Source organism: Streptomyces sp. NPDC007856 (genome assembly GCF_042868225.1).
Lineage (GTDB): Bacteria > Actinomycetota > Actinomycetes > Streptomycetales > Streptomycetaceae > Streptomyces.
Map to the genome: position 1 here is coordinate 467,384 of NZ_JBIAEC010000003.1, position 25,275 is coordinate 492,658.

Genomic DNA, 25,275 nt, shown 5'->3' on the forward strand with positions numbered 1-25,275 from the left:
GTGCGTGGGGTCGGATCGCTCCGCTGCCGTGGGACAGCTGCGGGTGCGGGATGGCCCCGACTTATCGGCTTGCAGATGCACACCCCTATGAGGGCGTAGGCCGTCTGCGGGCCGAGCCACACGGTGCGCGGTGATTGCCTCGGCCGGTCAGGTGGGCCCGTTCGGGCTCCGGGAGAAGGCCGTGTCGCCGGCCAGCGCCACGATCGCGTCCTTGACGAGCAGCACGCGCGGCGGGTAGTCCTGCGCTTTGTCCCCGGGGGCGTCGAGGGCGGAGGTGCGCCAGACCTCTGCTCCGGTGCGGCTGTCCAGTGCCAGCAGACGGCCGAAGCGGTTGGAGAAGTAGACCCGCTTGTACGTCGCTGACACCGCGGGCGCGGACAGACTCTCCATGTCTGTTGTCTTCTGCCAGAGTTGTTTGCCGCTGGTCGCCGACACCGCGGTCAGCGTCCCGTCGGAGCGGACGAAGTAGACGACGCCGTCCACGAGGGTGGCCGCGCCGGTCAGTGGATGTGCCAGCGGTATCCGGCTGACCTGCCCGGTGTCCGGAGCCACCCGCAGCAGCGCGTTGTAGGGCCGTTCGTATCCGGCGTCGTACACGTCCTTCGCGGTCTGGGGGGCGAGGAACAGGGGGTGCCCGCCGACTGCGCCGAGCGCTTCCGCCTTCTTGGGCAGTGTGGCGGTCTTGTTCAGGCTGCCCGGTGCGAGCTTCATCAGCTCGACCGGGGCCCGGCCGGGCTCGGTGCCGGCTGAGCACAGGGCGTAGGGGGCGCCTCCCAGCGCCGACGGAGTGCAGACCTCGTTCAGCGAGGGCGCCCGCCACAGTTCCTTTCCGGACGGTTGGTAGGCCACGAACGAGGAGTAGTCGGGGGACAGGGTCAGCAGTCCGCCGTTGTACAGGACCGCGTCCTGGGACTTGTTGATGTCGCGTTGCCAGCGCCGGTGCCCGGTTGTCGCGTCGAGGGCCACCACGCGCCGGGTCCTGTCGTCCGGATCCTCGTACATGTAGACCAGCCCGTCGCGGACGCCGATCGGCTGCGCCCCCTGAGGGCGGGTGCCGGTCCGCCACAGGGTGCGGCCGGAGGCCGCGTCGATCCTGGCGGCCGTGAAGCCCGTACCGCCACAGAACAGGGCGCTTCCCTCCGCTATGCATCCGGGGCTGTTGTAGTCGAGCGGAACACCCGTCACGTCGGACCGCAGCGCCGTGCGCCATGGCCGCCAGCCGTCGGGCAGTGACGCGGCACGGGCGGTGGTGTCCTGGCCGGCCACGAAGACAGCCACCCCGATCCCCAGCCCCGCGACGGCCAGCGCCGCGCCGAGGCCGGCGAGCAGCATCCGGCCCCGGCGTCGCTTGCCGGTGCCGGTGTCTGTCGCGGCGCCCCCGGAGGTGGTGGCCGTGCTCCGAGAAGTGAGGTGGCGCCGGGGGTTTACGGACTGCCCGGTCTCCGGAGACCCGGTGGCGTCGGATTCCGGCAGGGTCTGGAGCATGCGGTGTATGTCGCTCAGTTCCGGCCGTGCGGCCGGGTCCTTGTCCAGGCAGCGCTCGACAATGCCTAGGAGCCCTGCGGGCACCCCGCCGAGGTCAGGGGTCCCGTGCACCACCTGATAGCCGGTTATGTACGGGCTGTCGGCGTCGAACGGTCCCGTGCCGACGGCCGCGAACACCAGCAGTGACCCCAGCGAGAACACATCCGAGGCCGGGGTGACCTTTCGAGGAGATGCCAGTTGTTCCGGCGACATGAAGGGTGGAGTGCCGATCATCCGCCCGGTCGTGGTGAGGTTCTGGTTGCCGGAGGCGCGCGATATGCCGAAGTCGATGACGCGCGGCCCGTCCTCGGTCATCAGGACGTTGCCCGGTTTGAGGTCCCGGTGCACCAGGCCCACCCGGTGGATGTCGCGCAGCGCCTCGGTGAGCCCCAGCCCCAGCGCGCGCAGGTCCCGCCGGCTCAACGGGCCCTCTTTCTCCACGACTTCGGAAAGGGTGAACCCCGGCACATAGAGCGTCGCCATCCACGGCCGTTCGGCGTCCGGGTCGGCGTCCACGACAGGCGCGGTGAAAGCGCCGCTCACTCTGCGCGCTGCTGCGATCTCCTGCCGGAAGCGCGTCCGGAACTCCTCCTCCTGGGCATACGGCCCGTGCACGAGCTTGACCGCGACCTGCCGTCCCGAGGCGGAGACTCCCAGATAGACGACTCCCATGCCGCCCGCCCCGAGCCGACCGAGAAGGGTGTACCCGCCGATGGACTCCGGGTCCCCGGTGCTCAGGGGCGTCATCGCCGATCATCCTTCCCAGCGCCGGCCTGCCTCACGGGGATCACAGTAGGGCCTGCCGCCCCAGAAACGGAGCCGCGCGTATCACGCATCGGTGCCCCTGCGCCGTGCGATGGGTCATTCGTCCTGGCGGGAGCTCAACTCCTGGCAGTCCAAGCCGATGTCAGTGTCGAGGTTGGACACCCGACCGGGCGGGGCCGTCGTCCCTGGCCCGAGTATTCCGGTTGCCCTGGTCCCCAACACCACCTGACGGGACGCGATCCACGAGAGGGCGACACCGGCGCCGCCGGCTCCAGTTGTCCCCTCCCCGAGGCCAAGACACTTGCCGGCAGCCCGCGGAGATCCAGTTCCGCGACGTTCATGCCCTGGACATCGGCGACGACCAGCGCGGATGCCGCCCAGTGCGATCGTGGGCCCCGGACCGCAGAACGCGCTCGAAAGTACACGTGCGCGTGATCCGGGTCGTCCGGCACCGGCTCCGAAAGGCTTGAGCGATGGTGAGGAACCGATGAACCCGAGTGACGTCGACCGTAGCGAACACACCGCCGCCGAACAGCAAGCGGATGCAGGGGTCAAGCCGTTGCTCGACGCGCCGCAGACGGCCGCGGCGGGGGTGGCGATGTGGATCTTCGTCGTCGCCCCGCCGATCTCCCTGATCGCCATGGTGCCGTTCGCGTGGGGATGGGGCGTGTCCGCGCTGGACCTCGGCATGGCCGTGGTTTTCTACGTCGTTTCCCTGGCCGGCCTCACGGTCGGCTATCACCGTCTCTTCACGCACCGCTCGTTCAAGGCACGGCGGGGACTGCGCATCGCTTTGGCTGTCGCGGGTTCGCTGGGGGTCGAGGGCTCGCCGGTCCAGTGGGTGGCGAACCATAGGCGCCACCATGCCTTCGCCGACCGCGAGGGTGATCCGCACTCGCCCTGGCGCTATGGCACCAACACGCGCGCGCTACTGAAGGGACTTCTCCACGCGCACATCGGGTGGATGCTCAAGCGTGAACTGAGCAACCGGGCCAGGTTCGCTCCCGACATCGCCGCCGATCCCGATCTGCGGCTCATCGGTCAACTCTTCGGACCACTGACCGCCGTCTCGCTCCTGGCCCCGGCGTTGGTCGGCGGGTTCGTCACCGGCACCTGGACGGGTGCGCTGACCGGGTTCTTCTGGGCCGGCGTGATCCGGATGGCGCTGCTGCACCATGTCACCTGGTCGGTGAACTCGATCTGCCACGTCGTGGGCAGGCGCCCCTTCGCCAGCCGGGACAAGGCCACCAACTTCTGGCCACTTGCACTGCTGTCCTTTGGCGAGAGTTGGCACAACTCACATCACGCCGATCCCACGGGCGCGCGCCACGGCGTGCTGCCGGGCCAGCTCGACCCGGCGGCCCGCCTCATCTGGGTGTTCGAGAAGCTTCGCTGGGCCCACGACGTGCGCTGGCCGAGCTCGGATCGTCTCAGCGCTCGGCTGCTGCCCAACCCGGGTGCCCCGCATGGGTCCTCGGGCTGACGATGCTTGGACCACCCGTCGCCGCGGGAGCCGCCGGATGCCTGGACTGGGTTGAAGACCTGCGGCAGAGACGCTTGAGGGTCAAGTTGCCGGTGACCCGACCAGGATCAGCCCTCCTATCGAGGGCGCGACGAAGGCGAGGCTGTACTGCCGTACCACCTGGGAGCCCGGCCGGGAGGACGGGCCTTGTACCGTGTGGCCGGCCAGGCTCTCAGTGCCGCGTCGTCAATCGGGGCAGCCATCTCTGCCTGGACGCCGACGCCGGCACGACCGGCGTAGAACGGCCAGGAGATACAGGCCACGAGCTGTGACGGGCTGAGTGCCCAGACGTGGCAGCCGGGCGGCGGCGGAACGCTGGTCAGCGTCCCGGACGGCTTCTGTCTGGGCGCGGAAGCCTCCACCTCCGGGCAGGACGGTCAGCGGGTCCAGGGCTTCGGATGCGCGGGCAACACCAACCTGGTGTGGCACTGGTCCTGATGGCCCCGCCGAGGGGTGGACACGACGTCGCCCCTCCCCTCACAGTCGCGTCATGGCGCGGGCATGCCCGCTCGCGTGGATCGTGGCCTTGGTATGGCCAGGTTCGGCCGGTCTGCCGGTACCTCTACACCCCCTGGCTGGACGCAGAAACCGGCGAGAAGAGCCGGGTGGTTACGCGGTCGACTTCACCGCGTGTGCCTCCAGGGCCCAGCAGCCGTTGCGACGGCCCGATCTGTCCGTTGTTCTCCGCTTTCCCGTAACGGCGCGTCAACTCGCTTGTCGCAGCGGTGTCTTGGTGCAACTCCGACGGCAACGGGTGGCCCGGCACCGGCCTCCTATGAAGCAACCGAGGCCGCCCAGCCGGAGCGAGCGGCCGATACGACACCGCTTCCCAGGAGTATCGATGCGCGTCAAGAAGATGCCCGCTCTCGCCCTCGTCGTCGCTGCTGCCGCCCTCTCGTTGACCGCATGCAGCAGCGGCGACGGATCGAGCGCTTCCACCAACACCGGCGCGTCCACCGGAGCGAGCGGTTCCACCACTGCCGGCACCTCCACCGGCGGGCAGGGCTCGACCTCAGGTTCCTCCTCGTCCGGCTCCACCGGCTCCACGGGCTCCACCGGCTCCAGCAAGGGCAGCAACCTCTCCGCCAAGACCCAGTCCTCGACGTCGGGCTCCATGTGCGAGACCGACCATCTCGCCTTCAGTGCCTCCGCCAGCGGGACCAAGAACGAGATAGTCGTCAACCTGAAGAACACCGGTTCCAAGAAGTGCAGCATGCACGGCTTCCCGGGCGTCCAGCTCGTGGGCCCCGATGGACTGGGCGACACCGGGCCCGACGCCGCCCGCACCGACGCCTCGGCGTCCACCGTCACCATCGGGCCGGGGGAGGAGACCCGCTTCCTGCTCCGCTACATCCCGGACGCCAGCGGTTCCGGCAAGAAGTACACCCGGCTCTCCGTCACCCCGCCGAACGAGAAGGTCTCGGAGATCGTGAATCTCAACGATCTCGCCTTCACCATCGCCGCGTCCAGCGGCAACGCTCCGGACGTCTACGTCGACCCGGTCGGCTACCACGTGGGCTCCGGCAAGTAAGCTCAGCAGACACGCCGTTGCTCATATGACCGCCCACCACTGACACCCGGCGCTGCCGCTCAACCGAACGCAGCCAGGGAGACCGGCTGCCACTGGCGCCAGGTGCTCAGTCGCTCCTGGTAGAGAGCGGCGACATCGGTGAAGGACTTGCCGAGGAAGATCCTCAGTGGGGGGCGCTCCGCGTCGACGATCCGAAGAATCGCGTCGCGGGTCGCGCGCGGGTCGCCCACCTCGAAATCCTGCGCGGTGGCCGTGTGGACTTCGGTGTAGTCCGGGTGCCGCTCACTGTGCCGTGCCCCGCGAGCCAGCCAGTCGGTGGCGTAGGGGCCGGGCTCGACGTTGGTGATGTGGATGCCGAAGGCTGCCACTTCTTGCGCCAGGGACTCCGACAACCCCTCAAGAGCCCATTTGGAGGCGTGGTACGCGCCGATGCCGGGGAATGCACGTACGCCTCCCTCGCTGGTCACTTGCAGGATCCTTCCCGAGCGTTGCGACCGCATGACGGGCAGCACGGCCTGCGTGACCCACATGGCGCCGAAGAAATTGGTCTCCATCTGAGCCCGGAGGTCGTCCTCGTTCAACTCCTCGACCATGCCGAAGTGCCCGTAGCCGGCGTTGTTGACCGCGATGTCCAGCGAACCGAAATGCGAGTGGGCGAGCTGCACTGCCTCGTGCACCGCGGTGCGGTCGGTGACGTCGAGCCGGACCGGCAGTACCGCGTCCCCGTACCGCTCGACCAGAGGGGTCAGCAGGCTGACGTCCCGAGCCGTGGCCGCGACGTGATCGCCGCGTTCGAGCGCCGCTTCTGCCCACTGGCGGCCGAACCCCCTCGAACTGCCCGTGATGAACCACGTCTTCGCCATGACTGGTGCTCCCCCTGCGTGAATTGCTGTGCGTGACTTGCTTGCTGTTGCTCCTCCAGCGTGCTGCTGATCGAGGTATTCCACCAGCGAAGGTCTTGCATAAGAGACATGCAGTTTTGGAATGTGTCAGGATGACGGCATGGCGGACTTCACCCTGACCGGTCTGCGCGTCGTCCAGGCAGTGGTCGACACCGGATCGTTCACCGCCGCGGCCGACGCACTCGGATACACGCAGTCGGCGGTGTCCCGTCAGGTGGCGGCGATGGAAGCCGCTGCGGGCGCACCGCTGTTCGTCCGGGGCGCCCGCGGGGTGGCCCCCTCTCCCGCGGGCGTGATGCTCGCCCGCCGAGCCGCCACCGCCCTCAACGAGATCGACGCCGTCAGCACAGACCTCGCCGGACTGCAGGACCACGTCACCGGACGAGTCGCCATCGCGGCGTTCCCCTCGGCCGCCGCCGTGCTCGTCCCCAGAACACTGGCCCGCCTGGGAAACGACCACCCGGGTCTGATCGTCGACTTCGGCGAGGCGTCCTCGCCCACGCAGCTTCGCCAACTCCGCGCTCACCGCATCGACGTCGCGGTGATCGGTGTGGGACCGGACCTGCCCGCCTACGATTTCGAGGGACTGCGCCGCGACCTGCTCCTCGACGGCGGCCTTCTGCTCGCCGTCCCTGCCGACCACCGGTTCGCCGGCCGCGGAACCGTCCCGGTGGCCGAGCTGAGGGACGAACCCTGGATCGTCGGCAAGGGCCTGCGTGACGACCCCCAGTTCGGTGCCTGGCCGACCCTCGACCACCCGCGGATCGCCTACGCCGCCCGCGAGTGGCCCACTCGCCTCGGCCTCGTCGCCACCGGTCTCGGCATCGCCGTACTCCCCGAGGTGGCCGCGGCCGCGGTCCCCACGGGAGTCCGCGTCGTCCAGGTCGACGACCCCGCCTGGCTCGGCCGAGCCGTCCTCGCCGTCACGGTCCGCGACCGCTCTCCCGAGGTGACGGCCACCGTGGGGGCGCTGCGCCACGAGGCCGCACGGCTTCGTGCGGCGCCATGACGCTCACTCCTGATGGGAGTGAACGGGCTTGTGCAGCGGGCGTACCCCCTTGTGAGAACGGGCAGCCCCTCCGGGGCCGCGCCGCCTGACGTCCGGGACCAAGGTCAGTCGCGGCCGTCACCGAACCGCGGGGCCGGGGCGCTCCATCCGTGTTCGAGGAGGTCGAAGGCGGCGTCGACGGCTCGTTCGGGGTCGTCGGCGCGCTGGGCGAGGGCGGAGGTCTCCAGGGCGAACCGGGCCAGGGCGGCGCTGCGCGGGTCGTCGGGTGTGACGCCGAGATCTTGGGCGATGGCGCGGGCGAGGGCGTCCTGGTGGCGGATCCACATGCGGTGGGCGTAGTCGCCGAGGGCCGGGGTGGTCTTCACCAGGTTGAGGAAGTCGGCGTAACGGGCGTCGGAGTCGGCCCGGATGCGCACGCGCTTGACGTGCTCGCACAGGGCCTGGGGGACGGTCGTGCCGGGGGCGCGATCGCGGACGGCGGTGACGAGGCCCGGTCGAGGTTCGGCTCCTCTTCCTTCATGTGCGGCATGCGCAGAATCAGGGTGTCGAAGGCACCCGCACCGTGATAGATGAGGGTGACCGTCGGGCTCTCGTCCCCGGTGTACCTTGCCCAGTCCACTCTGGGGTCTCGTCCGGCGGAGTCCGGGAACGTCGGGTGCTGCGGCGCCGGCGGAGGCTGGGGTGGATCGGGGGCGTAGGCCGGGTACGGCGGTATTCCTGTACTGGCCTCTCTGCCCTGCTGGGCCGTGGCTTGTTCCGCGACGCCGCTCGTCACCACAACGGTGACGCCGACGGTGATCAACAGCAGCCCGGGCACGGTCGCGGGCTTGATGCCCTGCCCCATGAACCACCACGCGGCGAGCGCCGCCACGGGGGTCTCCAGCAGGAGCAGGACGCTCATGGTCGTCGCCGATGTCCTGCCGAGGGCGAAGTTCAGTGAGCCGAGTCCCAGGATCTGGGGAAGGACGAGCAGCCCGAGCAGCGACAGTTGAGTGGATCTGTCGAAGCCCGTCAGCGGGATGTGGGCCAGTCGGCAGACGGCGAGGAGTTCCAGACCGCAGACCAGCGAGGTGAACGTCGAGTACAGCGGCGTGCTCACATCCGCGCGCGACCGTTCGCTGAGCGCGGTGTACCCGGCCTGGGCGACGGCCCCGGCGAGGGCGAGCAGGTCCCCCAGGAGTGCCGTACCGCCGGACCTGATGTCGAGACCGCCCGCCGCGGCCGCGCCCAGCGCGGCGAGCGCGAGACCCGCCCAGGTCCGGCGGGATGCCCGGACGCCCTGGCCCGCGGCGATGAGGGCCTGCCAGACGGGCTGGGTGGCGACGAGGGCCGTGGACATGGCGACCGAGGTCAGCCGGGTGCTCGTCATGAAGGCCGCGAAGTGCAGGGCGAGCGCCGTGGCCGCGAGGAAGCCGAAGACCAGGGGCCGCCACTGCTCCCGGCGCAGGATGCCGCGCTCGCCGCGCGCGACGCGTACGACCTCGCGACGGCGCAGTAACAGCAGGAGAGGCCCGAGTACGGCGAAGCCCAGGCAGTTGCGCCAGAAGGCCATGGCGAGCGGCGAGGCGGAGGCGGCGGCGGTGAGCGGGGCGGTGGCCGAGACGGAGACCACGGTGACTGCCATCGCCGCCATGGAGAGCGGATCGAGTCTGGACTTCACGCGTTCGTACCGCCGTCCGCGGTATGTCCGATATTGGTCACTGGGCACGCGGTTTCCGGGAAGTGGGGGCGGCGGCTCAGGGCTTCGCCGGCGGAAGTGAGACGGTTCGGCGCCGACGTGAGCCGAGGTTGCCGGGCGGCCCGACGGGGAGAGTCCTCACCGGCCGAACAGCTCTCGACTGTGGTGGCCAACGGGCCTGGTGGGCACGGCTGCCGCCACCACGCGGCGCCGGCAGCCGCTGAGTTTGTTCGGGGGCGTCGGCCGTCCGAAGTCCCTTAGACGCCATCTCATTTGGCGAGTCTCCGGTAGCAGATGAGGGTACAAGCGATGCTGGTGAAGGCCAGGAAGTGCTCGGCTTTGCGCTCATAGCGGCGGTGCAGTCGGCGGCATCCGGCGAGCCAGGACATCGTGCGTTCTATCGTCCAGCGGTGACGGCCTAGGCGGGTTGAGGACTCGATGCCCTTGCGGGCGATGCGGTGCCTGATGCCGCGTCCGCGTAACCATCGCCGCAGGTGGTCGTAGTCGTATCCCTTGTCGGCATGGAGCTTTCCCGGTCTGCGTCGTCGGGGTCCGCGCCGGGAGCGGATCGGCGGTATCCCCTTCACCAGCGGGATCAGCGCCTGGCTGTCGTGCAGGTTCGCCCCTGAGATTCCGACCGACAGGGGCAGACCGGTCCGTTCGGTGATCAGGTGGATCTTCGAACCGTACTTACCCCGGTCCACAGGATTCGGACCTGTCAGCTCCCCCTTTTCAGGGCCCGCATGTTCACCGAGTCGATCGCGCAGCGGGACCAGTCCAGCTCGCCGCGGGAGCCGAGCTCGTCGAGCACCAGGCGATGAAGCTTGGCCCACACCCTGGCCTTCGACCACTCGGTAAAGCGTCGGTGGGCCGTCGCCCCCGACGGCCCGAACGACGCGGACGGCAACTGCTGCCACGTGCAGCCCGACGTGGCCACGAACACGATCGCAGCCAGCACCTCCCGGTCACCGTGCCGGCGTCGGCCGCCGCCTTGAGGCCGCGTTGGAGCTTCCGGGATGACCCGCTGGAACAGCTCCCACAACTCATCCGGCACCAGCCGCTCAACGATCGAAACCACGACCGACAGACTACCGATCCAAATGAGATGGCGTCTTACTGGACCGTGGCCGTGAGGGTCACCTCGATGTTCCCCCGGGTGGCGTTGGAGTACGGGCACACTTCATGGGTGGCCTTCATCAACTGGTCGGCGGTGGACTGCTCCAGGCCCGGCAGGTGCGCGGTCAGCGACACGGCCAGGGTGAAACCGCCGGCCTCCCGCGCCAGCAGGCTCACCTTCGACTGCACGGTCGAGGCGGACAGTTCGACCCCTTGCCCGCGCGCGATCAGGCGCAGTCCGTTGTGGAAGCAGGCGGCGTATCCCGCGGCAAAAAGCTGCTCCGGGTTGGTCCTGTCGCCGCCGGGGCCGCCCATCTCCTTCGGGACCGCCAGGACTTCGTCCAGGACGCCGTCGAGGGATCGGACTTCGCCATTGCGGCCGTCGCCGGTCGATAGGGCCTCGGTGGTGTACAGCGCGGTCATGTTGTTCCCTTTCATGGGTGTTTCTTCGGACGCGGCCCGGCCGCTACGCCGGACATCGCTTCCGGGACGTGGTGGGCGGGGACGCCGTGTCCAAGTGAGTCGGGCCGAGCCGAAGCCGGCGCCGCGTGGACGGCGAAGCCGCCGTACCGGGTTCCGGGCCGGTGACGCCTGTCGGCCCCCGCCCGTGTTCCGTTCCGGGCCCGACCCTGCGTCCTGCTCGTGGCTCCCGAGTGTGCTGGCGCCGGCCGCTCGCAGCCTGCCCCTGCCAGGGGCAGGCTGCCTGGCGTCCCGGTGATCGATACTCGGCGCATGGACAAGAAGGCGCGGTTGGGGGAGTTCCTCAAGACCCGCCGGTCGCAGTTGCAGCCGGCGGACGTGGGGCTCCCGGATTTCGGAGAGCGCCGTCGCGTGCCGGGTCTGCGCCGCGACGAGTTGGCACAGCTCGCCGGGGTGGGCCTGTCCTACTACACGCGGCTGGAGCAGGGGCTCTCGCTCAACGCCTCACCGGAGGTGCTGGACGCGCTGGCCCGTGCCCTCGGCCTTGACGAGGTGGAGCGCGCCCACCTGCACGACCTGGCCCGCGCCTCACGCCGCACCGGCACCCGGCGCAGGCCCGCGCAGGAGCGGGCGGGTGACACGACCCAGCAGTTGCTCGACGCGTTCGGCGACGCACCCGCGGTTGTGCTCGGCCGCCGCAGCGACGTACTGGCCTGGAACCGCACGGGACACGCACTGTTCGCCGGGCATCTCGACCCGCACATCCCCGATCAGCCCGACCAGCGCCCGAACACGGCCCGGCTGGTCTTCCTGGACGCGCACACCCGGGACCTGTACGACGCCGACTGGCCGAAGAAGGCCAGGGACGTGGTGGGGAAGCTGCGGCTCGCCGTCGGGCAGCATCCGGACGATCCTCGGCTGGCCGCGCTGATCGGTGAACTGGCCATGAAGAGTGCGGAGTTCACCACGATGTGGTCCGAACACCGGGTCAGGAAGTGGGACCTGGCGACGTACCGCATGCACCATCCGCTGGTAGGCCGCATGCAGCTCAACCTCCAGACCCTCAACGTCCCGCAGGAGGAGGGCCAGCGCATCGTCGTGGCGACCGCAGACGCCGGCACCACGTCAGCGGCAGCGCTGTGCCTCCTTGCCCAGGCCGGTGTTCCAACCGCTGCTCCGACCGCGCGGCAGGCGGGACGCACCGCGACTCCGGGATCTCCACGGGACGGCGCGGACAGCCGGAGCTAGGCGCCTGTTGCGGAAGTGTCGACCGCGCCGCACAACGAGACCGGGCCGACAGAGGGAGCGGCCGGTGGCGATTCTGCCGTCTCATTGCAACCCGTTCGGTCACTGCGGCCCCATCGCACGGAGCACGTCGGTGCCTTCGGTGAGTGCGGCCGACACCGGCCCGTCCGGGGCGATCATCGCTTCACCAGGTTCAGGAGCAGTGTGGCGATGTCCTCAGGAGCCTCCTCGGCCATGAAGTGGCCCACCTGGGTGGTGAAGTGCTGAAGGTCCTGGCGATTGTGTCCGGCAGCCCTGGCCTTGTTGACGCTCATCTGGAGAGGGCCGTCGACAAAGCTCACCGCGTGGGTCGAGACCGGTGCCCTCGGGCTATCGCACGCCCTCGGCGCACGCGGAGACCGCTTTCGGCAAGCGGGCGAAGTCGGTCTTCAGCGGGCTGAGGCTCTCGACGAGGCTGGACAGCCTGATGGACCTTTGGGTCGGGCAGCGTTCATCCAAAATATGGGTGGGCAGGACATAGAAGCGAAGGTCCTGAGCGTTGTCCAAGCGCGCACCGCTTGGCGGACGCAGCTGCTGGAAACCCGGTCCTCCAGTGGCAGGCTCCACGGCCGTCCTTTGCGGACCACATCCGCGCCTTCGCGGCGCAGCGCGGCGATCAGCTTGCCGAACTGACGCGGGCTCAGCCCGGTGAACGGGGCTATCCAGGAAGGCTCCGACTCCGTGATCACACCAGCCACCCCAAAATCATCCCCTGTGCAGAGCGGCTCTGCGTGATGTCCCGCGGAATCCGATGGCGCGACGCAGCTCCGGCGTCAAGAATCGCCGGATGCATGAAGTGAAGCTGTCCGACGGGATCATCGCTCTGTCCCCGCTGCGCCTGGACGATGCGGAGGCGCACCTCGCGGGGGAGGATGAGCCGCTGGTGCGCTGGCTCAGCGGCGGTCCCGGCACACGCGAGGGCGTCGAAGACTACATACGGCACTGCCGGGAACAGTGGGACACGGCCGGCCCACTCCGCGCTTTCGGCATCCGGGTAGGCATCGACGAGGCGCTCGCAGGGACGATCGACCTGCGGTTCACAGCAGAGGGCTTGTCTCCCGGACAGGTGAATGTCGCCTACGGCCTCTACCCGTCCTGGAGGGGGCGCGGGCTGGCCACCCGCGCGGTCCTCCTGGTCTCCCGATACGCGGCAAGTGAGGGAGCGAAGGAGGCCGTGATCAGGGTAGAGCCGGAGAATGCCACGTCTTCCGCAGTCGCCCGCCGGGCGGGGTTCACCCCCGGCAAACACACACACGGCGAGGACGGGACACGGCTCGACTGGTACATCCGGGACCTGCGCATCGATACCCAATGACGACCCTCGTGCTCCCAAAGCAGCACGAGGGCGCTTGGCGAGGCATGACCAGCGATAACGGGACAGCCCTTAGACAACAAACAACCCCCGAGTCGATGACCAGGGGGTTCACAGTGGAGCGGGTGACGAGAATCGAACTCGCGCTCTCAGCTTGGGAAGCTGATGTTCTACCATTAAACTACACCCGCGTAAGTACGGACATGATCCCTGCGGATCTGGTGTCCGGACCTTGCTCACTGTACATCATCGCAGACCCCTGGTGCCTAGGCCCGGGGGTCTGTGTCTGCTTCAGGGGGTGGATCCGGCTGCGGGCGGGGCGAGTTGGGGCGTACCGTGGAGGCCTCGCGGAGGGGTCGGGGGAGGCCGGAGTGCCGCCTGGAGAGTCGTGTCTTTGATCCCGTAATGTGGCTTTTGCTGTCAGGGCGTTACGCCCGACGAGGCTCTTGGGGAAGGGACTTAAGGGACTTGATGGAACGCACCGTCGTCCGCTGCGCGGACGGGCACGTCTTCAGCACCGCTTCGTTCCCGATGCAGCAGGCCGAGCGGCTCGGCCCCGGCCGGCTCATGCGGTGTCCCGGGTGCGCACGGCTCCGCAGTGTGGTGCCGGTCGCCCTGGAGAAGCGCTGACAGAGGGACAAGATCCGGCACGGACAGTAGCGGTAACACGGACAAGCGGCCGTAACACAGATCGCAGCCGTAACACAGGCGCGCGGAGTCGTCACGATTGTCGCGGCTCCGCGCGCCTTGCGTATCCTCGCTACGTGCTTCTCTCAGACAAGGACATCCGGGCCGAGATCGACGCCGGGCGGGTACGGATCGATCCCTACGACGAATCCATGGTGCAGCCGTCGAGCGTCGATGTTCGGCTGGACCGTTACTTCCGGGTGTTCGAGAACCACCGGTACCCGCACATCGACCCCTCGGTCGAGCAGCCCGATCTGACCCGGCTGGTCGAGCCGGAGGGCGACGAGCCGTTCATCCTGCACCCCGGGGAGTTCGTGCTCGCCTCCACCTACGAGGTCATCAGCCTGCCCGACGACCTTGCCTCGCGGCTCGAGGGGAAGTCCTCGCTCGGACGGCTCGGGCTGGTCACGCACTCCACCGCCGGGTTCATCGACCCCGGGTTCAGCGGGCACGTCACCCTTGAGCTGTCCAATCTCGCCACCCTGCCGATCAAGCTCTGGCCGGGGATGAAGATCGGCCAGCTGTGCATGTTCCGGCTGAGCTCGCCCGCCGAGTTCCCGTACGGCAGCGAGCGCTACGGCTCCCGGTACCAGGGGCAGCGCGGCCCGACCGCCTCGCGGTCCTATGTCAATTTCCATCGGACCCAGGTGTGAGGGCCACAGCAACATGAGTGACGTGCGGGAGAACCTGACCTACGACGCGTTCGGCGGCGCCATCCGTGAGCTCGCCCAGACCATCGCCGACGACGGGTACGAGCCCGACATCGTGCTCAGCATCGCCCGGGGTGGCGTGTTCGTCGCCGGCGGGCTCGCCTACGCCCTCGACTGCAAGAACATCCACCTCGTGAACGTCGAGTTCTACACCGGGGTGGGGACCACCCTGGAAATGCCGGTCATGCTCGCGCCCGTCCCGAACGTCATCGACTTCTCCGACAAGAAGGTGCTGATCACCGACGACGTCGCCGACACCGGCAAGACGCTGAAGCTCGTACGCGACTTCTGCCTCGACACCGTCGCCGAGGTGCGCTCCGCGGTGATCTATGAGAAGTCCCACTCCCTGGTGAAGTGCGAGTACGTCTGGAAGCGGACGGACGACTGGATCAACTTCCCGTGGAGCGTCGAGCCGCCCGTCGTGCAGCGGGCCGGGCAGGTTCTTGACGCCTGAGGTGCGATCAACCCGTGTCGGTCGGGCGGATGTCGTTCAGGCTGTCGACGATCGTCACGGACGGCGGAGGCGAAGGCGTGGGTACCTGGATGAGGATCGGGACATAGACCACGTCGCCGTGCCGGTACTCGGCCTTCCATGAATACCGGTAGCAGACCGTCGCATTCGGGTTGCGCTGGGTCGCGTAACACCGAAGTTCCGACTTCATCGGTGCGGACTGTGGTTTCTGCGGTGGCAGGGCACCTGCTTCAGCCGTTGCCGCGCCCCATACGCCGAGCGCCGTACAGCAGGAGGCGGCGGCCGCGGCCACGAGGCCGACGCTTCGCAAGGCCGCCTTCCGCATTCTCATCACCCGCGCTCTCGTCACCCGCGCTCGGAATGGTGGAGTTTGCGGGCCGCTTCCTGGCGGGTGTGGACGCCGAGTTTGCTCAGTACCGCGCCCACGTGATGCCCGGCGGTCTTCGGGGTGATGTAGAGACGAGCGGCGATCTCGGCATCCGACAGGCCCTCGTCCAGCAGCTTGAGGACATCCATTTCCCGGATGGTCAGCTCGTACGGATTGGCCCGGGTGGCCGCCCGCGGGCCACGCCGGATCGGGCGGACGCCGAGGGTGCGCATCACCGCGCGGGTGCGCGCCACGGCCGGCCGGGCGCCGAGGGCCTCGAAGGCGGTCAAAGCCTGGTGCAGCGCGGGGGCGTCGCCGGACAGGCGGACCAGTGCGGCGTGGTGCGGGCAACCGAGCCTGTCCCACTCGGCGGCGGCGCCGGCCCAGTCACCGGCCAGCTCCAGCGCGTGGGGTCCGGCCGCGGCCACCTGTGGGGGTGTGCCTCCGACGCGGCGGATCCAGCAGGCCAGAGGACCGGACAGCCAGGGGTGGGTACGGTCCGCCAGCGCGTCCAGACCGCGGTGTGCCTCGGTCCGCACCAGCTCATGGTCACCGGCCAGCCAGGCCGCCTCGACCCGGGCCTCCCACCCCAGGCCCGTGTCCAGCAGGCAGTTCGAGTCGACGAGGCTCGCCGCCTGCTCCAGCAGGGGCCACACCGGGGCCTTGCCCTGGTGGGCGCGCACCAGGCCCAGGACGGTCAGGGCGAGGGCCCGGACGACCGGTGGTGAGCTGGGATGGGACAGGACGTTCTGGGCGGCATCGACGGCCTGGGGCCACAGGCCCCGGTTCAGGAGCCCCCAGCTGCCCCAGACCTTCGTGCACAGCAGGTACGACAGCAGGTCGCGATCGAGGCAATAGGCCTCCGCCCGTTTCACGGCCGCGGTGGTCTGGGCGGTGTCCCGCTGCAGCGCGGTGAACCAGCACATGTTGAACGCCAGGAAACCCGCGTCCTCCGGCAGATCCTGCGCCATCGCGCTGGACACCGCCCGTTCGCAGTCCTCCCAGCCGGACCCCTCGCTCAGCATGCGCGCCGCCGCGGCATGGAAGCGGGCCTGGACGACCACCCCGGCATCGCCGAAGCGCTCGCCCAGATCGATCGCCTTGTCGGCGTAGGCGGCGGCCACCGCCACCCCCTCGTGCTCGTAGCAGGCCAGCTGGCAGAGGTTCAGGTAGGCCCGGCCCAGCTCCCGGCTCGGCGCGAGTCCTTCCAGCACCCGGACCGCGTCCAGGCCGGTCCGTCTGGCCTCGGCGGTCCGCCCGCCCGGCCACAGCCAGCACGACAGCCAGCGCAGATCCTCGCCCTCGCGCAGCCGGTCGCCCTGGGCACGGCGCAGCTTCACCGCCCTGCGGCGAGAGGTGACCCCCTCGTCCAGCCGGCTGGACAGCAGGCAGGCCTGCGAATGGCCCTCCAGCAGGAAGGTGTGCTGGTCGGGCGTCAGGTGGTCGGCATACCGCAGGGCGCGGGCGTACTGGGCGGCCGCCTCCCGGTACGCGCCGAGCGCGGCGGCATGGGCGGCCGCGGCGGGCGCGTACTCCAGTACGGCGGTCGGATCCCCGGCACCTTCGGCGTGATCGGCCAGCAGGGCCAGATCGTCCGCGGCGACCGGGCGGGACCGCATCGCCGTCAGCACCTGCCGGTGCACCCGCAGACGGTAGGGGGCGGGGACGGACTCCAGTACCGCCAGCCGGGTCAGCTCATGGCGGAACTCGGTCACCTGCCCGTCGGTCCGTACGATTCCACAGGCCACGGCCTCGTCGAGCGCCTCCTCCGTGGCCGGCAGCATGCCGGCCAGCAGCGGCAGCGAGACCCGGCGCCCCAGGACGGCCAGCACATCGACGACCCCGCGTGCCGCGGCCGATAGGCCGGCCAGGCGGCCGGCGACGGCCTCGCGCACCGTGGCGGGGATGGACTCGGCGGGGGCGGCCAGGATCTCGGTGACGATGAAGGGGTTGCCGGCGGAGACGTGATACAGCTGCTCGGCGTCGACGGCGTGTCCGGTGGCCAGCCTGGCCACGGCCCGACGGCTCAACGGGGCCAGGTCGTGGCGGTGCACCCAGGGATAGCCGGCCAGAGTGCCGAGGAGAGCGGTCACGTGGTGGGTGCGGCCTATCTCGTCGTCGCGGTAGGTGACCACCACCAGCGCCGGAACGCTCGGCAGCCGCCGGGCCAGGTAACGCAGCAGGTCCATCGTGGCCTCGTCGGCCCAGTGGACGTCCTCCACGATCAGCAGGCTGGGGTAGGAGCTCAGGTCGGCGAGGAGGCAGTCGAAGACCTCGTCGGAACGGCAGGTGCCGGTAAGCGCCCCGGTCAGGGCGGTGCGCGCCGCCCGGCCCAAGTACGGGGCCAGGTCCATCAGCGGGCCCAGGGGGCGAGGGGTGGCCAGCGGGTCACAGGCGCCGGCCAGGACCCGGATATGGGGATCGGCCAGCTGGGCAAGACGGTTGACGACGCTGGTCTTGCCGATGCCGGCTTCGCCGCGCACAAGGGCCATACGCCCAGGGCCGCTCACGGCATCCCGCAGGTGACCGGTGAGGTCCTGGAGCACGGCCTCTCGCTCTAGCAGGTCCATCACCGGTCAGTTTCCCTCTGTGGCGGAAGCTGCGCAAAAGATCCAGACGATCAAGGCAGGCCGGCAGGTGGGGTGTTGCCGGAAATCTGGGGTGCGCGGCGGTTTGTGCCGGGGTGGAACTTGGGGTGTCCACCCGATGTGTCCCCCGGCTGCGGCAGAGCATGCTGACGAAAGAGGCCCGCGCGGTTTCCCGGTTCTCGCGGCTCAAACCGGCCTGAGAGGGCGAAGGAAACAGCAGGTCGCCGTCGTCTGTCAAGTCCCGAGATTTCGGGGAATGACGCGGGCGGAGTGCCGGGGCGTAATTGAGTCATCAGGTCGGACGGATGGCTCCCTCGGAGAACATCCTCCGCAATTGAATTGGGCTCTGATCGGCGCCCAATCCGCACTCATCGAAAAGGGATCACCATGCTGAAGAAGATCGCAAAGCGTACTGCGGTGCTGACCGCGTCGGCCGCGCTGGCCGCGGGAGGCGCCCTGGTACCCACCGCCGCCTTCGCCGCCCCGGCGCCTACGGCCGCTCACGCGATGGTGCCGAGCGACAACGGCGGGAACAACAACAATAACAACAACAACGGCGGCGGAGGCGGGAACAACAACAATAACAACAATAACAACGGCGGAGGCGCGAACAACAACAATAACAACAACAACGGCGGAGGCGGGAACAACAACAACAACAACAATAACAACAACAACGGCAAGAAGAAGGGCCACCGCCACAACAACAACAACAATAACAACAACAACGGCGGAGGCGCGAACAACAACAACAATAACAACAACAACGGCGGAGGCGCGAACAACAACAACAATAACAACAACAACAACGGCGGAGGCGCGAACAACAACAACAATAACAACAACAACAACGGCGGGGGCGCGAACAACAACAACAACAATAACAACAACAACGGCGGGGGCGCGAACAACAACAACAATAACAACAACAACGGCGGGGGCGCGAACAACAACAACAATAACAACAACGGCTGAACTTCACAGTCCGGCGGCCGCTGGTGCACAGGCACCCGGTCGCCGGACTGTTTTACGTGCGCGCCCGTTGCCCGGCCGGCCTGCCCCGCCGGACAACAGGCCGGTAAGTTGAAAAGCGACTTCACGCGATCGACTTTTCGTCGTCCCTGGTGACGAATCTCGGGCTTTAAGGGACGGGATGACAAGGGCAGGCACTCAATGATTTAGAAGAGCCCCCGGCTGTCGTGCCGGGAGCTCTTTTGCGATCAGAGGAGACTGGGACGAGGGACTAGAACGTGCCCAGCTTCACGATCGACAGCAGCGCGATCAGCTGGATCGCCGAGGCCCCCAGCGCCCTCGGCCACGGCAGGTCGTGGGAGCGGGAGACCATCAGGGTCAGCAGGGCGCCCGCGCCGATCCAGGTGGCCCAGCCGAGCAGCTGGACGAAGGTCGCGTCGCCGCCGGCGAACATCGCGACCAGCAGCCGCGGCGCGTCCGTGAGGGCCGTGATCAGCATGGACAGGCCGACCGTCGGCTGCCAGGCGCCGTCGCCGCCGAGCTGACGGGCCAGGGTGTGGGTGACCACGCCCAGGACGAACAGGCCGAGCACCATCACGACCGCCGTGATCAGCACGATCGGCACCGCGTTGGAGAGCGTGGCGCCGATCGCGTCCTTGCGGGCGCCGTCGAAGCCGAAGACGGCCAGCAGGCCGTAGAGGAACGTGGTGATGAGCGCCGGGGCCCACATCGTGTAGTCCCGCATGCGCAGGAAGGTCTGGCCGGGGGAGAGGACGATCCCCTTCAGCAGCTCCTTCCAGTGCAGCGGCGGGCCCAGCGGTGCGGCGGGCGCCGCGGCCGAGCCGGCCTGGTAGGTCGCACCCTGTGTGTAAGCGGCGGCCTCGTCGATCGAGAACGCCTGGGTGTGGCCCGGGCTGTCGGCCGCGTACGGGTCCCGACCGGGAGCGCCGCCGCCCGGGTAGCCGCCGTCGTCCCCGAAGTACTCCGGCCCGTCACCGGCCGGACCCGGGTATCCGTACGACTGGCCCTGCCGGCCGTACGACTGCTGCCTCGGCCGACCCCCCTGCTGCGGGTACGACCGCTGTCCCGGCTGCGGGTACGACCGCTGCGGCGCCTGCGGGTAGCCGTACGCGGGCCCCGCGGGCTGTCCGTACGACGGCCCCGGCTGACCGTGCTGCGGTCCGGGCCGGCCGTACGACGGTCCCTGCGGCGCCTGCTGTCCTTGAGGGGTGCGGTTGTCCCGGCCCCCGCGTCCGATCCTGAATCCAGCCACGTCATCGAACGTACCTGGTCTCAAAGAGTGACGTGCCGGGCCCGGGCGTCCGGGCCCGGCTTTGCGGCCGACCTGTGACATCCCCTAAGGGACCGTCAGGGGACGGTCCAGGGGATTTCCAGGGTTTCCTGTCCCCCACCGGCTCTCAGTGCAACGGCGCTTCGGTCGGCTGAACCGGGGTCGCACGTGTTCGACTGGCGGCGACACCCCGGGGTGGCGGCGGAGCGCGAGGGTGGTGGGTCAGGATGGTGGCATGAGCGTAGTGAAGATCAACGTGCTGACCGTCCCCGCCGAGCAGCGGGAGGTGCTGGAGAAGAGGTTCGCCTCCCGGGCCCACGCGGTGGAGAGTTCCGACGGTTTCGAGTGGTTCGAGCTGCTGCGTCCCGTCGAGGGCACCGACACCTACCTCGTCTACACGCGCTGGCGTGACGAGGAGTCCTTCCAGGCGTGGCTGGAGGGACCGATGAAGGCCGCGCACCAGGGCGGAGAGGGCGCCGAGCGCCCGAAGCCCGCGGCTTCCGGCTCCACCCTGTGGTCCTTCGAGGTGGTGCAGCAGGCGGGGCCCAAGGGGGCGTAGACGATGGGCGGATCTGTTCCAGATGGAGTCGAACCCCGGGTCCGTGACCTGCGCGTTCGGATCGGGCCGGTGGAACGGATCTGCCAATCCCGTCCTGTACGGATGGACGGGGGCGTATCGGTCAGCTTCGCTTGAGCCAGTCCTCGTAGCGGGTGGTCGCGAGGTGCGCGGTGTCGTCGCCGGTGAGGACGTCGGTCATGCCCGCGAACGGGCTCGCGGACTCGTCGGTGACCACTGAACGGCCGTCCGGCCTGGCTGCCAGGGTCAGCTCGCCCAGCCGGTCGAGCCGGTGCACCTCGGGGCCCGCGATGTTCCGGATGCCGTACGACGGTTCGCCCTGCGCCGCGTCGGCGACGTCGGCGGCGACGTCGGCGGAGGCCATCGGGCGCAGCCGGTTGGACGGCAGGTGGACCTGCTTGCCCTCCGTGCACATGTCCATCACCGGGGCGATGAACTCGAAGAACTGGGTGGCGCGCACGAGGCTGTAGGGCACTCCGCTGTCGCGCACGGCCCGCTCCTGGGCGGCCTTGGCCCGGTAGTAGCCGTAGTCGGGTACCTGGTCGACGCCCACGATGGAGAGCGTGACGTGGTGGCGGACCCCCGCCGCCTTCTCGGCCGCGAACAGGTGCTGCGCCGAGCGGGTGAAGAAGTCCAGGGCCGGCTCGGTGTCGAAGGAGGGGGAGCTCGACACGTCAACGACCACGTCGGCGCCCTTGAGCGCATCCGCCAGGCCCTCGCCGGTGTAGGCGTTGACTCCGGTGGAGGGAGTGGCGGGCACGGCCTCGTGACCGCTGTTGCGCAGCAGCGCGAGCACCTACGAGCCGATGAGCCCGGTACCGCCGACAACCACGATCCTCATCACTGTCTCCGGTCGCTGTATTGCTTCCGTACAGCAGCAGGACAGCGCAGCGGCCGGGTTTGTGACAGCCGGGCTCAGCCGCGGGGGTGGAACGACGGCGCCCCCTGCCTGTGCGGGGCAGGGGGCGCCGTACGACCGGGACGGCCGGTGTCACTTCACCGGCTCGGGCTCCGGCTCGTTCTCGCTCTCCGGCTCGCCGGCCGGGTCGACCGGGGTCTTCACCGAGTCGAGGAGCAGCTGGGCCACGTCCACGACCTGGATGGACTCCTTGGCCTTGCCCTCGTTCTTCTTGCCGTTGACCGAGTCCGTGAGCATGACCAGGCAGAACGGGCAGGCCGTCGACACGATGTCGGGGTTCAACGACAGCGCCTCGTCGACGCGCTCGTTGTTGATGCGCTTGCCGATGCGCTCTTCCATCCACATCCGGGCGCCGCCGGCGCCGCAGCAGAAGCCGCGCTCCTTGTGGCGGTGCATCTCCTCGTTGCGCAGGCCCGGGACCTTGCCGATGATCTCGCGCGGGGGCGTGTAGATCTTGTTGTGGCGGCCCAGGTAGCACGGGTCGTGGTAGGTGATGATGCCCTCGACCGGGGTGACCGGGACCAGCTTGCCCTCGTCCACCAGGTGCTGCAGCAGCTGGGTGTGGTGGATGACCTCGTAGTCGCCGCCGAGCTGCGGGTACTCGTTGCCGATCGTGTTGAGGCAGTGCGGGCAGGTGGCGACGATCTTCTTCGCGGACTTCGGCTTCTTGGACTCCGGCGTGACGTTGCCGTCCTCGTCGGTCTCCTCGCCGAAGGCCATGTTCAGCGCGGCCACGTTCTCCATGCCGAGCTCCTGGAACAGGGGCTCGTTGCCGAGGCGGCGGGCGGAGTCACCGGTGCACTTCTCGTCGCCGCCCATGATCGCGAACTTGACGCCCGCGATGTGCAGCAGCTCGGCGAAGGCCTTGGTGGTCTTCTTGGCGCGGTCCTCCAGGGCGCCGGCGCAGCCGACCCAGTACAGGTACTCGACCTCGGTGAGGTCCTCGATGTCCTTGCCGACGACCGGGACCTCGAAGTCGACCTCCTTGGTCCACTCCAGGCGCTGCTTCTTGGCCAGGCCCCAGGGGTTGCCCTTCTTCTCCAGGTTCTTGAGCATCGTGCCCGCCTCGGAGGGGAAGGCGCTCTCGATCATGACCTGGTAGCGGCGCATGTCGACGATGTGGTCGACGTGCTCGATGTCCACCGGGCACTGCTCGACGCAGGCGCCGCAGGTGGTGCAGGACCACAGCACGTCCGGGTCGATGACGCCGTTCTCCTCGGCGGTGCCGATCAGCGGGCGCTCGGCCTCCGCCAGCGCCGCCGCGGGCACCGAAGCGAGCTGCTCCTCGGAGGCCTTCTCCTCGCCCTCCATGGTCTTGCCGCCGCCGGCCAGCAGGTACGGCGCCTTGGCGTGCGCGTGGTCCCGCAGGGACATGATCAGCAGTTTCGGGGAGAGCGGCTTGCCGGTGTTCCAGGCGGGGCACTGCGACTGGCAGCGGCCGCACTCGGTGCAGGTGGAGAAGTCCAGCAGGCCCTTCCAGGAGAACTGCTCGACCTGGGAGACGCCGAAGACGTCGTCCTCGCCGGGGTCGGTGAAGTCGATCGGCTTGCCGCCGGAGGTCATCGGCAGCAGGGCGCCGAGGGAGGTCTCACCGGTGGCGTTGCGCTTGAAGAAGATGTTCGGGAACGCCAGGAAGCGGTGCCAGGCCACACCCATGTCGGTCTTCAGGGCGACCACGATCATCCAGATGAAGGAGGTCGCGATCTTCAGGCCGGCGAAGAAGTAGGTGAGGTTCTGGAGCGTGGAGACGTCCATGCCCTTCAGCCACGACACCACCGGGTACGAGATGAAGAAGGAGGCCTCGTAGCCGTCGACGTGGTGCTGGGCGCCTTCGAGGGCGTGCAGCATGAAGATGCACACGCCGACGATCAGGATGACGGCCTCGACGAAGTACGCCTGGCCGAAGTTGGAGCCCGCGAAGCGGGACTTGCGGCCCGGCGTGCGCGGGTGGCTCAGCTGGCGGATCGCGATCAGGACGAGGATGCCGACGACCGTCATGGTGCCGATGAACTCGACATAGACGTTGTACGGCGCCCACTCGCCGATGACCGGCAGGATCCAGTCCGCCTTGAACAGCTGCCCGATCGCGTTGACGATCGTCAGCAGCAGGGTGAAGAAGCCCACTGCCACGAACCAGTGCGCCACCCCGACGACGCCCCAGCGGTTCATCCGGGTGTGGCCGAGGAACTCCCTGACCACGGTCATGGTGCGCTGTGCGGGGTCGTTGGTCCGCGTTCCGGCAGGAACCGACTGGCCCAGCCGCATGAAGTTGTAGATCTGCAGGAGGGCGCGGCCGAACAGTGCCACGCCGACCACGATCAGGACCAGCGACACGATGATCGCGGCGAGTTGCATTGGGGCTCCTGAGGCGGCCTCGTGTTAACCGAGCTGACATTACTAAGCGGTAACTTATGTAGTCCGTCTGAGACTACCCCCATCTTCCTTCGGGATGCAGCCGCGTGCGGGGTGACGAGCATCATCCCAGGGTCATCAGATCGTGTTATTCATACCGATTTGCTACATTCGCCCCTACCTTAGAGCCGTGCTCTACGGGATCGCCGCCGCAACCGCCGCCCTGCTTCTCGCCGCCGTGCTCTCGGCGCTGCTCAGGGTGCCCGCGCTGCGGGCCGGCATCCTCGACCGGCGCCGGCAGCGGCGGCTGCCGCTGCTCGGCGGGCTCGCCGTGGTGGCCGTCACCTGTCTCGTCGCCTGGGTGGGGCAGCGGACCGCGATCGCGCCGCTCGGGGACGGGGTCGACCGGCTGCTGATCGCCGCCGCCGCGGTCGCCGCGCTGGGCCTGGCCGGTGACGTCTGGCGGATCCGCGCGCGCGTGCTCGTCGCCGGTACGGCCGTGGCGGCGGCCTACGTGGTGCCGTTCCAGGAGACGGGTGTGCCGGTCGGGCTGCTCGCCGTGGGCTGGATCGTCCTCGCCTCCTTCGCCTTCAAGGGGCTCGATCACGCGGACGGTCTCGCGGGGACCGTCGGGGTCGTCACCGCGTTCGGGGCGGGGGCCTGCGCGGCCGCCGAACTGATGGACGGGCTCGCCGCTCTGCTGAGCGTCCTGGCCGCCGCGCTCACCGGCTTCCTGATGCACAACTGGCATCCCGCGCGGATCGGGCTCGGCGCCTGCGGTTCGCTGTTCACCGGGTTCCTGCTGTCGTCGTCCCTCGTCTTCACGCGCGCGGGGTACGGATTCGAGCCGAGCGCGGGGGTGATGTTCTGCCTCGGCGCGCCCGCCCTCGCCGACGCCGTCCTCGTGGTCCTCTCCCGGCGGCTGGCCGGGCGTCCGCTGGTCAGGCGCGGCCCCGACCATCTCGTACACCGGCTGCGGCCGCTCGGTCTCACGCCGCAGGGCTCGGTCGTTCTGCTGGGGGCGGGCTCCTTCGCCTCGGTGCTCGTGGGAGTGCTCGTGCACACCGGGTGGACGGGGGACGGGGCCGTGGCATGGGTGGCCGGAGGGACGGTGCTGATCGTCGGCGTCCTCCTTCGTGTCCCTGTCCAGCAACCCCGGCGGATGCCATCGACGCAGGTCAGCGCCCGGTTGCGTGTAAGGAACGGATAAGACTTGAGTCCTCTCGACTCAGGTCTGTTGACCGGGCGGGGGCCGTCGTGCACACTTGAGTCCGTTC

23 protein-coding genes, 1 tRNA gene and 1 pseudogene are annotated in these 25,275 nt (G+C 69.0%); 11 read left to right on the forward strand and 14 right to left on the reverse strand.

The window, feature by feature from the left end; all coding sequences use genetic code 11:
- Positions 1-147: 147 nt before the first annotated feature.
- On the reverse strand, positions 148-2,271 hold the full coding sequence (locus ACFYOH_RS10170; protein ID WP_388623236.1) for a PQQ-binding-like beta-propeller repeat protein: 2,124 nt from the start codon (positions 2,269-2,271) through the stop codon (positions 148-150).
- Positions 2,272-2,776: 505 nt separating this feature from the next.
- On the opposite strand from ACFYOH_RS10170, the gene ACFYOH_RS10175 reads away from it, so the two are divergent.
- Both ACFYOH_RS10175 and ACFYOH_RS10180 read left to right on the forward strand, forming a co-directional pair.
- Positions 2,777-3,772 (forward strand): acyl-CoA desaturase, encoded by a 996-nt coding sequence (locus ACFYOH_RS10175; RefSeq protein WP_388623239.1) that lies wholly within the window; start codon positions 2,777-2,779, stop codon positions 3,770-3,772.
- An 880-nt stretch (positions 3,773-4,652) separates the two neighbouring features.
- Complete coding sequence (locus tag ACFYOH_RS10180; RefSeq protein WP_388623242.1) at positions 4,653-5,342, forward strand: DUF4232 domain-containing protein; 690 nt, start codon at positions 4,653-4,655, stop codon at positions 5,340-5,342.
- A gap of 59 nt (positions 5,343-5,401) precedes the next feature.
- On the opposite strand, the gene ACFYOH_RS10185 is transcribed toward ACFYOH_RS10180, so the two are convergent.
- A complete protein-coding gene (locus tag ACFYOH_RS10185; protein WP_388623245.1) occupies positions 5,402-6,205 on the reverse strand; it encodes an SDR family NAD(P)-dependent oxidoreductase in 804 nt (267 codons plus the stop codon).
- Positions 6,206-6,344: 139 nt separating this feature from the next.
- Between ACFYOH_RS10185 and ACFYOH_RS10190 the strand changes: the two genes are divergently transcribed.
- A complete protein-coding gene (locus ACFYOH_RS10190) occupies positions 6,345-7,253 on the forward strand; it encodes a LysR family transcriptional regulator (protein WP_388623248.1) in 909 nt (302 codons plus the stop codon).
- 104 nt (positions 7,254-7,357) lie between these two features.
- On the opposite strand, the gene ACFYOH_RS10195 is transcribed toward ACFYOH_RS10190, so the two are convergent.
- The 4 genes from ACFYOH_RS10195 to ACFYOH_RS10210 all read right to left on the reverse strand — a co-directional run bounded on the left by ACFYOH_RS10195 (position 7,358) and on the right by ACFYOH_RS10210 (position 10,470).
- On the reverse strand, positions 7,358-7,669 hold the full coding sequence (locus tag ACFYOH_RS10195; RefSeq protein ID WP_388623251.1) for a hypothetical protein: 312 nt from the start codon (positions 7,667-7,669) through the stop codon (positions 7,358-7,360).
- Positions 7,615-8,913: a DMT family transporter gene (locus ACFYOH_RS10200; protein ID WP_388623254.1), complete on the reverse strand. Its 1,299-nt coding sequence runs from the start codon at positions 8,911-8,913 to the stop codon at positions 7,615-7,617. The genes ACFYOH_RS10195 and ACFYOH_RS10200 overlap by 55 nt, the downstream gene beginning before the upstream one ends.
- 287 nt (positions 8,914-9,200) lie before the next feature.
- Positions 9,201-10,000, reverse strand: a protein-coding gene (locus ACFYOH_RS10205; RefSeq protein WP_388623876.1) for an IS5 family transposase whose coding sequence is annotated in 2 segments (ribosomal slippage) — positions 9,201-9,652 and positions 9,652-10,000 — 801 coding nt in all. Because the reading frame shifts where the segments join, the coding sequence is not laid out codon by codon here.
- A 44-nt stretch (positions 10,001-10,044) separates the two neighbouring features.
- A complete protein-coding gene (locus ACFYOH_RS10210) occupies positions 10,045-10,470 on the reverse strand; it encodes an organic hydroperoxide resistance protein (RefSeq protein ID WP_388623879.1) in 426 nt (141 codons plus the stop codon).
- A gap of 309 nt (positions 10,471-10,779) precedes the next feature.
- Between ACFYOH_RS10210 and ACFYOH_RS10215 the strand changes: the two genes are divergently transcribed.
- Positions 10,780-11,715: a helix-turn-helix transcriptional regulator gene (locus ACFYOH_RS10215; protein ID WP_388623257.1), complete on the forward strand. Its 936-nt coding sequence runs from the start codon at positions 10,780-10,782 to the stop codon at positions 11,713-11,715.
- Positions 11,716-11,888: 173 nt separating this feature from the next.
- On the opposite strand, the gene ACFYOH_RS10220 is transcribed toward ACFYOH_RS10215, so the two are convergent.
- Positions 11,889-12,026: a hypothetical protein gene (locus ACFYOH_RS10220; RefSeq protein ID WP_388623260.1), complete on the reverse strand. Its 138-nt coding sequence runs from the start codon at positions 12,024-12,026 to the stop codon at positions 11,889-11,891.
- A gap of 267 nt (positions 12,027-12,293) precedes the next feature.
- Positions 12,294-12,449 (reverse strand): annotated as a pseudogene (locus tag ACFYOH_RS10225) (IS5/IS1182 family transposase); the annotation flags it as partial.
- An 89-nt stretch (positions 12,450-12,538) separates the two neighbouring features.
- Between ACFYOH_RS10225 and ACFYOH_RS10230 the strand changes: the two are divergent.
- Positions 12,539-13,066, forward strand: coding sequence for a GNAT family N-acetyltransferase (locus ACFYOH_RS10230; protein WP_388623263.1), 528 nt, complete (start codon positions 12,539-12,541; stop codon positions 13,064-13,066).
- Between the two features lie 114 nt (positions 13,067-13,180).
- On the opposite strand, the gene ACFYOH_RS10235 is transcribed toward ACFYOH_RS10230, so the two are convergent.
- Positions 13,181-13,254, reverse strand: a tRNA-Gly gene (locus tag ACFYOH_RS10235).
- A gap of 280 nt (positions 13,255-13,534) precedes the next feature.
- Here ACFYOH_RS10235 and ACFYOH_RS10240 point away from each other — a divergent pair.
- The 3 genes from ACFYOH_RS10240 (at position 13,535) to ACFYOH_RS10250 (ending at position 14,914) form a co-directional block, all read left to right on the forward strand.
- A complete protein-coding gene (locus ACFYOH_RS10240; RefSeq protein WP_199840720.1) occupies positions 13,535-13,693 on the forward strand; it encodes a hypothetical protein in 159 nt (52 codons plus the stop codon).
- A gap of 134 nt (positions 13,694-13,827) precedes the next feature.
- Positions 13,828-14,403 (forward strand): dCTP deaminase, encoded by a 576-nt coding sequence (gene dcd / locus ACFYOH_RS10245; protein ID WP_055705140.1) that lies wholly within the window; start codon positions 13,828-13,830, stop codon positions 14,401-14,403.
- 13 nt (positions 14,404-14,416) lie between these two features.
- On the forward strand, positions 14,417-14,914 hold the full coding sequence (locus tag ACFYOH_RS10250) for a phosphoribosyltransferase (protein ID WP_388623267.1): 498 nt from the start codon (positions 14,417-14,419) through the stop codon (positions 14,912-14,914).
- A gap of 7 nt (positions 14,915-14,921) precedes the next feature.
- Here the strand turns inward: ACFYOH_RS10250 and ACFYOH_RS10255 are convergent, their stop codons facing one another.
- Both ACFYOH_RS10255 and ACFYOH_RS10260 read right to left on the reverse strand, forming a co-directional pair.
- Positions 14,922-15,257: a hypothetical protein gene (locus ACFYOH_RS10255; protein WP_388623270.1), complete on the reverse strand. Its 336-nt coding sequence runs from the start codon at positions 15,255-15,257 to the stop codon at positions 14,922-14,924.
- A 20-nt stretch (positions 15,258-15,277) separates the two neighbouring features.
- A complete protein-coding gene (locus tag ACFYOH_RS10260) occupies positions 15,278-17,869 on the reverse strand; it encodes an ATP-binding protein (protein ID WP_388623273.1) in 2,592 nt (863 codons plus the stop codon).
- 405 nt (positions 17,870-18,274) lie between these two features.
- Between ACFYOH_RS10260 and ACFYOH_RS10265 the strand changes: the two genes are divergently transcribed.
- Positions 18,275-18,862, forward strand: coding sequence for a hypothetical protein (locus ACFYOH_RS10265; protein ID WP_388623275.1), 588 nt, complete (start codon positions 18,275-18,277; stop codon positions 18,860-18,862).
- Between the two features lie 268 nt (positions 18,863-19,130).
- On the opposite strand, the gene ACFYOH_RS10270 is transcribed toward ACFYOH_RS10265, so the two are convergent.
- Positions 19,131-20,213, reverse strand: coding sequence for a YIP1 family protein (locus ACFYOH_RS10270; protein ID WP_388623278.1), 1,083 nt, complete (start codon positions 20,211-20,213; stop codon positions 19,131-19,133).
- A 172-nt stretch (positions 20,214-20,385) separates the two neighbouring features.
- Here ACFYOH_RS10270 and ACFYOH_RS10275 point away from each other — a divergent pair, with 172 nt between their 5' ends.
- Positions 20,386-20,709 carry an antibiotic biosynthesis monooxygenase family protein gene (locus ACFYOH_RS10275; RefSeq protein ID WP_388623281.1) on the forward strand — a complete coding sequence of 108 codons (324 nt, stop codon included), beginning with the start codon at positions 20,386-20,388 and terminating at the stop codon, positions 20,707-20,709.
- A gap of 121 nt (positions 20,710-20,830) precedes the next feature.
- Here the strand turns inward: ACFYOH_RS10275 and ACFYOH_RS10280 are convergent, their stop codons facing one another.
- Both ACFYOH_RS10280 and ACFYOH_RS10285 read right to left on the reverse strand, forming a co-directional pair.
- Positions 20,831-21,523 (reverse strand): SDR family oxidoreductase, encoded by a 693-nt coding sequence (locus ACFYOH_RS10280; protein WP_388623284.1) that lies wholly within the window; start codon positions 21,521-21,523, stop codon positions 20,831-20,833.
- A 195-nt stretch (positions 21,524-21,718) separates the two neighbouring features.
- Positions 21,719-24,001 (reverse strand): (Fe-S)-binding protein, encoded by a 2,283-nt coding sequence (locus ACFYOH_RS10285; RefSeq protein WP_388623287.1) that lies wholly within the window; start codon positions 23,999-24,001, stop codon positions 21,719-21,721.
- A gap of 187 nt (positions 24,002-24,188) precedes the next feature.
- On the opposite strand from ACFYOH_RS10285, the gene ACFYOH_RS10290 reads away from it, so the two are divergent.
- Complete coding sequence (locus tag ACFYOH_RS10290) at positions 24,189-25,208, forward strand: undecaprenyl/decaprenyl-phosphate alpha-N-acetylglucosaminyl 1-phosphate transferase (RefSeq protein WP_388623290.1); 1,020 nt, start codon at positions 24,189-24,191, stop codon at positions 25,206-25,208.
- The last annotated feature ends 67 nt before the right edge of the window (positions 25,209-25,275 follow it).

Excerpts from the sequence above, each read along its gene's own strand:
- ACFYOH_RS10180 (WP_388623242.1), top strand. The coding sequence starts at position 4,653 with ATGCGCGTCAAGAAGATGCCCGCTCTCGCCCTCGTCGTCGCTGCTGCC.
- ACFYOH_RS10185 (WP_388623245.1), bottom strand. The coding sequence starts at position 6,205 with ATGGCGAAGACGTGGTTCATCACGGGCAGTTCGAGGGGGTTCGGCCGC.
- ACFYOH_RS10275 (WP_388623281.1), top strand. The coding sequence starts at position 20,386 with ATGAGCGTAGTGAAGATCAACGTGCTGACCGTCCCCGCCGAGCAGCGG.
- ACFYOH_RS10260 (WP_388623273.1), bottom strand. The coding sequence starts at position 17,869 with ATGGACCTGCTAGAGCGAGAGGCCGTGCTCCAGGACCTCACCGGTCAC.
- ACFYOH_RS10220 (WP_388623260.1), bottom strand. The coding sequence starts at position 12,026 with ATGAGCGTCAACAAGGCCAGGGCTGCCGGACACAATCGCCAGGACCTT.
- ACFYOH_RS10285 (WP_388623287.1), bottom strand. The coding sequence starts at position 24,001 with ATGCAACTCGCCGCGATCATCGTGTCGCTGGTCCTGATCGTGGTCGGC.
- ACFYOH_RS10240 (WP_199840720.1), top strand. The coding sequence starts at position 13,535 with ATGGAACGCACCGTCGTCCGCTGCGCGGACGGGCACGTCTTCAGCACC.
- ACFYOH_RS10175 (WP_388623239.1), top strand. The coding sequence starts at position 2,777 with ATGAACCCGAGTGACGTCGACCGTAGCGAACACACCGCCGCCGAACAG.
- ACFYOH_RS10270 (WP_388623278.1), bottom strand. The coding sequence starts at position 20,213 with ATGTCACAGGTCGGCCGCAAAGCCGGGCCCGGACGCCCGGGCCCGGCA.
- ACFYOH_RS10265 (WP_388623275.1), top strand. The coding sequence starts at position 18,275 with ATGCTGAAGAAGATCGCAAAGCGTACTGCGGTGCTGACCGCGTCGGCC.
- ACFYOH_RS10215 (WP_388623257.1), top strand. The coding sequence starts at position 10,780 with ATGGACAAGAAGGCGCGGTTGGGGGAGTTCCTCAAGACCCGCCGGTCG.
- ACFYOH_RS10170 (WP_388623236.1), bottom strand. The coding sequence starts at position 2,271 with ATGACGCCCCTGAGCACCGGGGACCCGGAGTCCATCGGCGGGTACACC.
- ACFYOH_RS10230 (WP_388623263.1), top strand. The coding sequence starts at position 12,539 with ATGCATGAAGTGAAGCTGTCCGACGGGATCATCGCTCTGTCCCCGCTG.
- ACFYOH_RS10190 (WP_388623248.1), top strand. The coding sequence starts at position 6,345 with ATGGCGGACTTCACCCTGACCGGTCTGCGCGTCGTCCAGGCAGTGGTC.
- ACFYOH_RS10255 (WP_388623270.1), bottom strand. The coding sequence starts at position 15,257 with ATGCGGAAGGCGGCCTTGCGAAGCGTCGGCCTCGTGGCCGCGGCCGCC.
- ACFYOH_RS10250 (WP_388623267.1), top strand. The coding sequence starts at position 14,417 with ATGAGTGACGTGCGGGAGAACCTGACCTACGACGCGTTCGGCGGCGCC.
- ACFYOH_RS10210 (WP_388623879.1), bottom strand. The coding sequence starts at position 10,470 with ATGACCGCGCTGTACACCACCGAGGCCCTATCGACCGGCGACGGCCGC.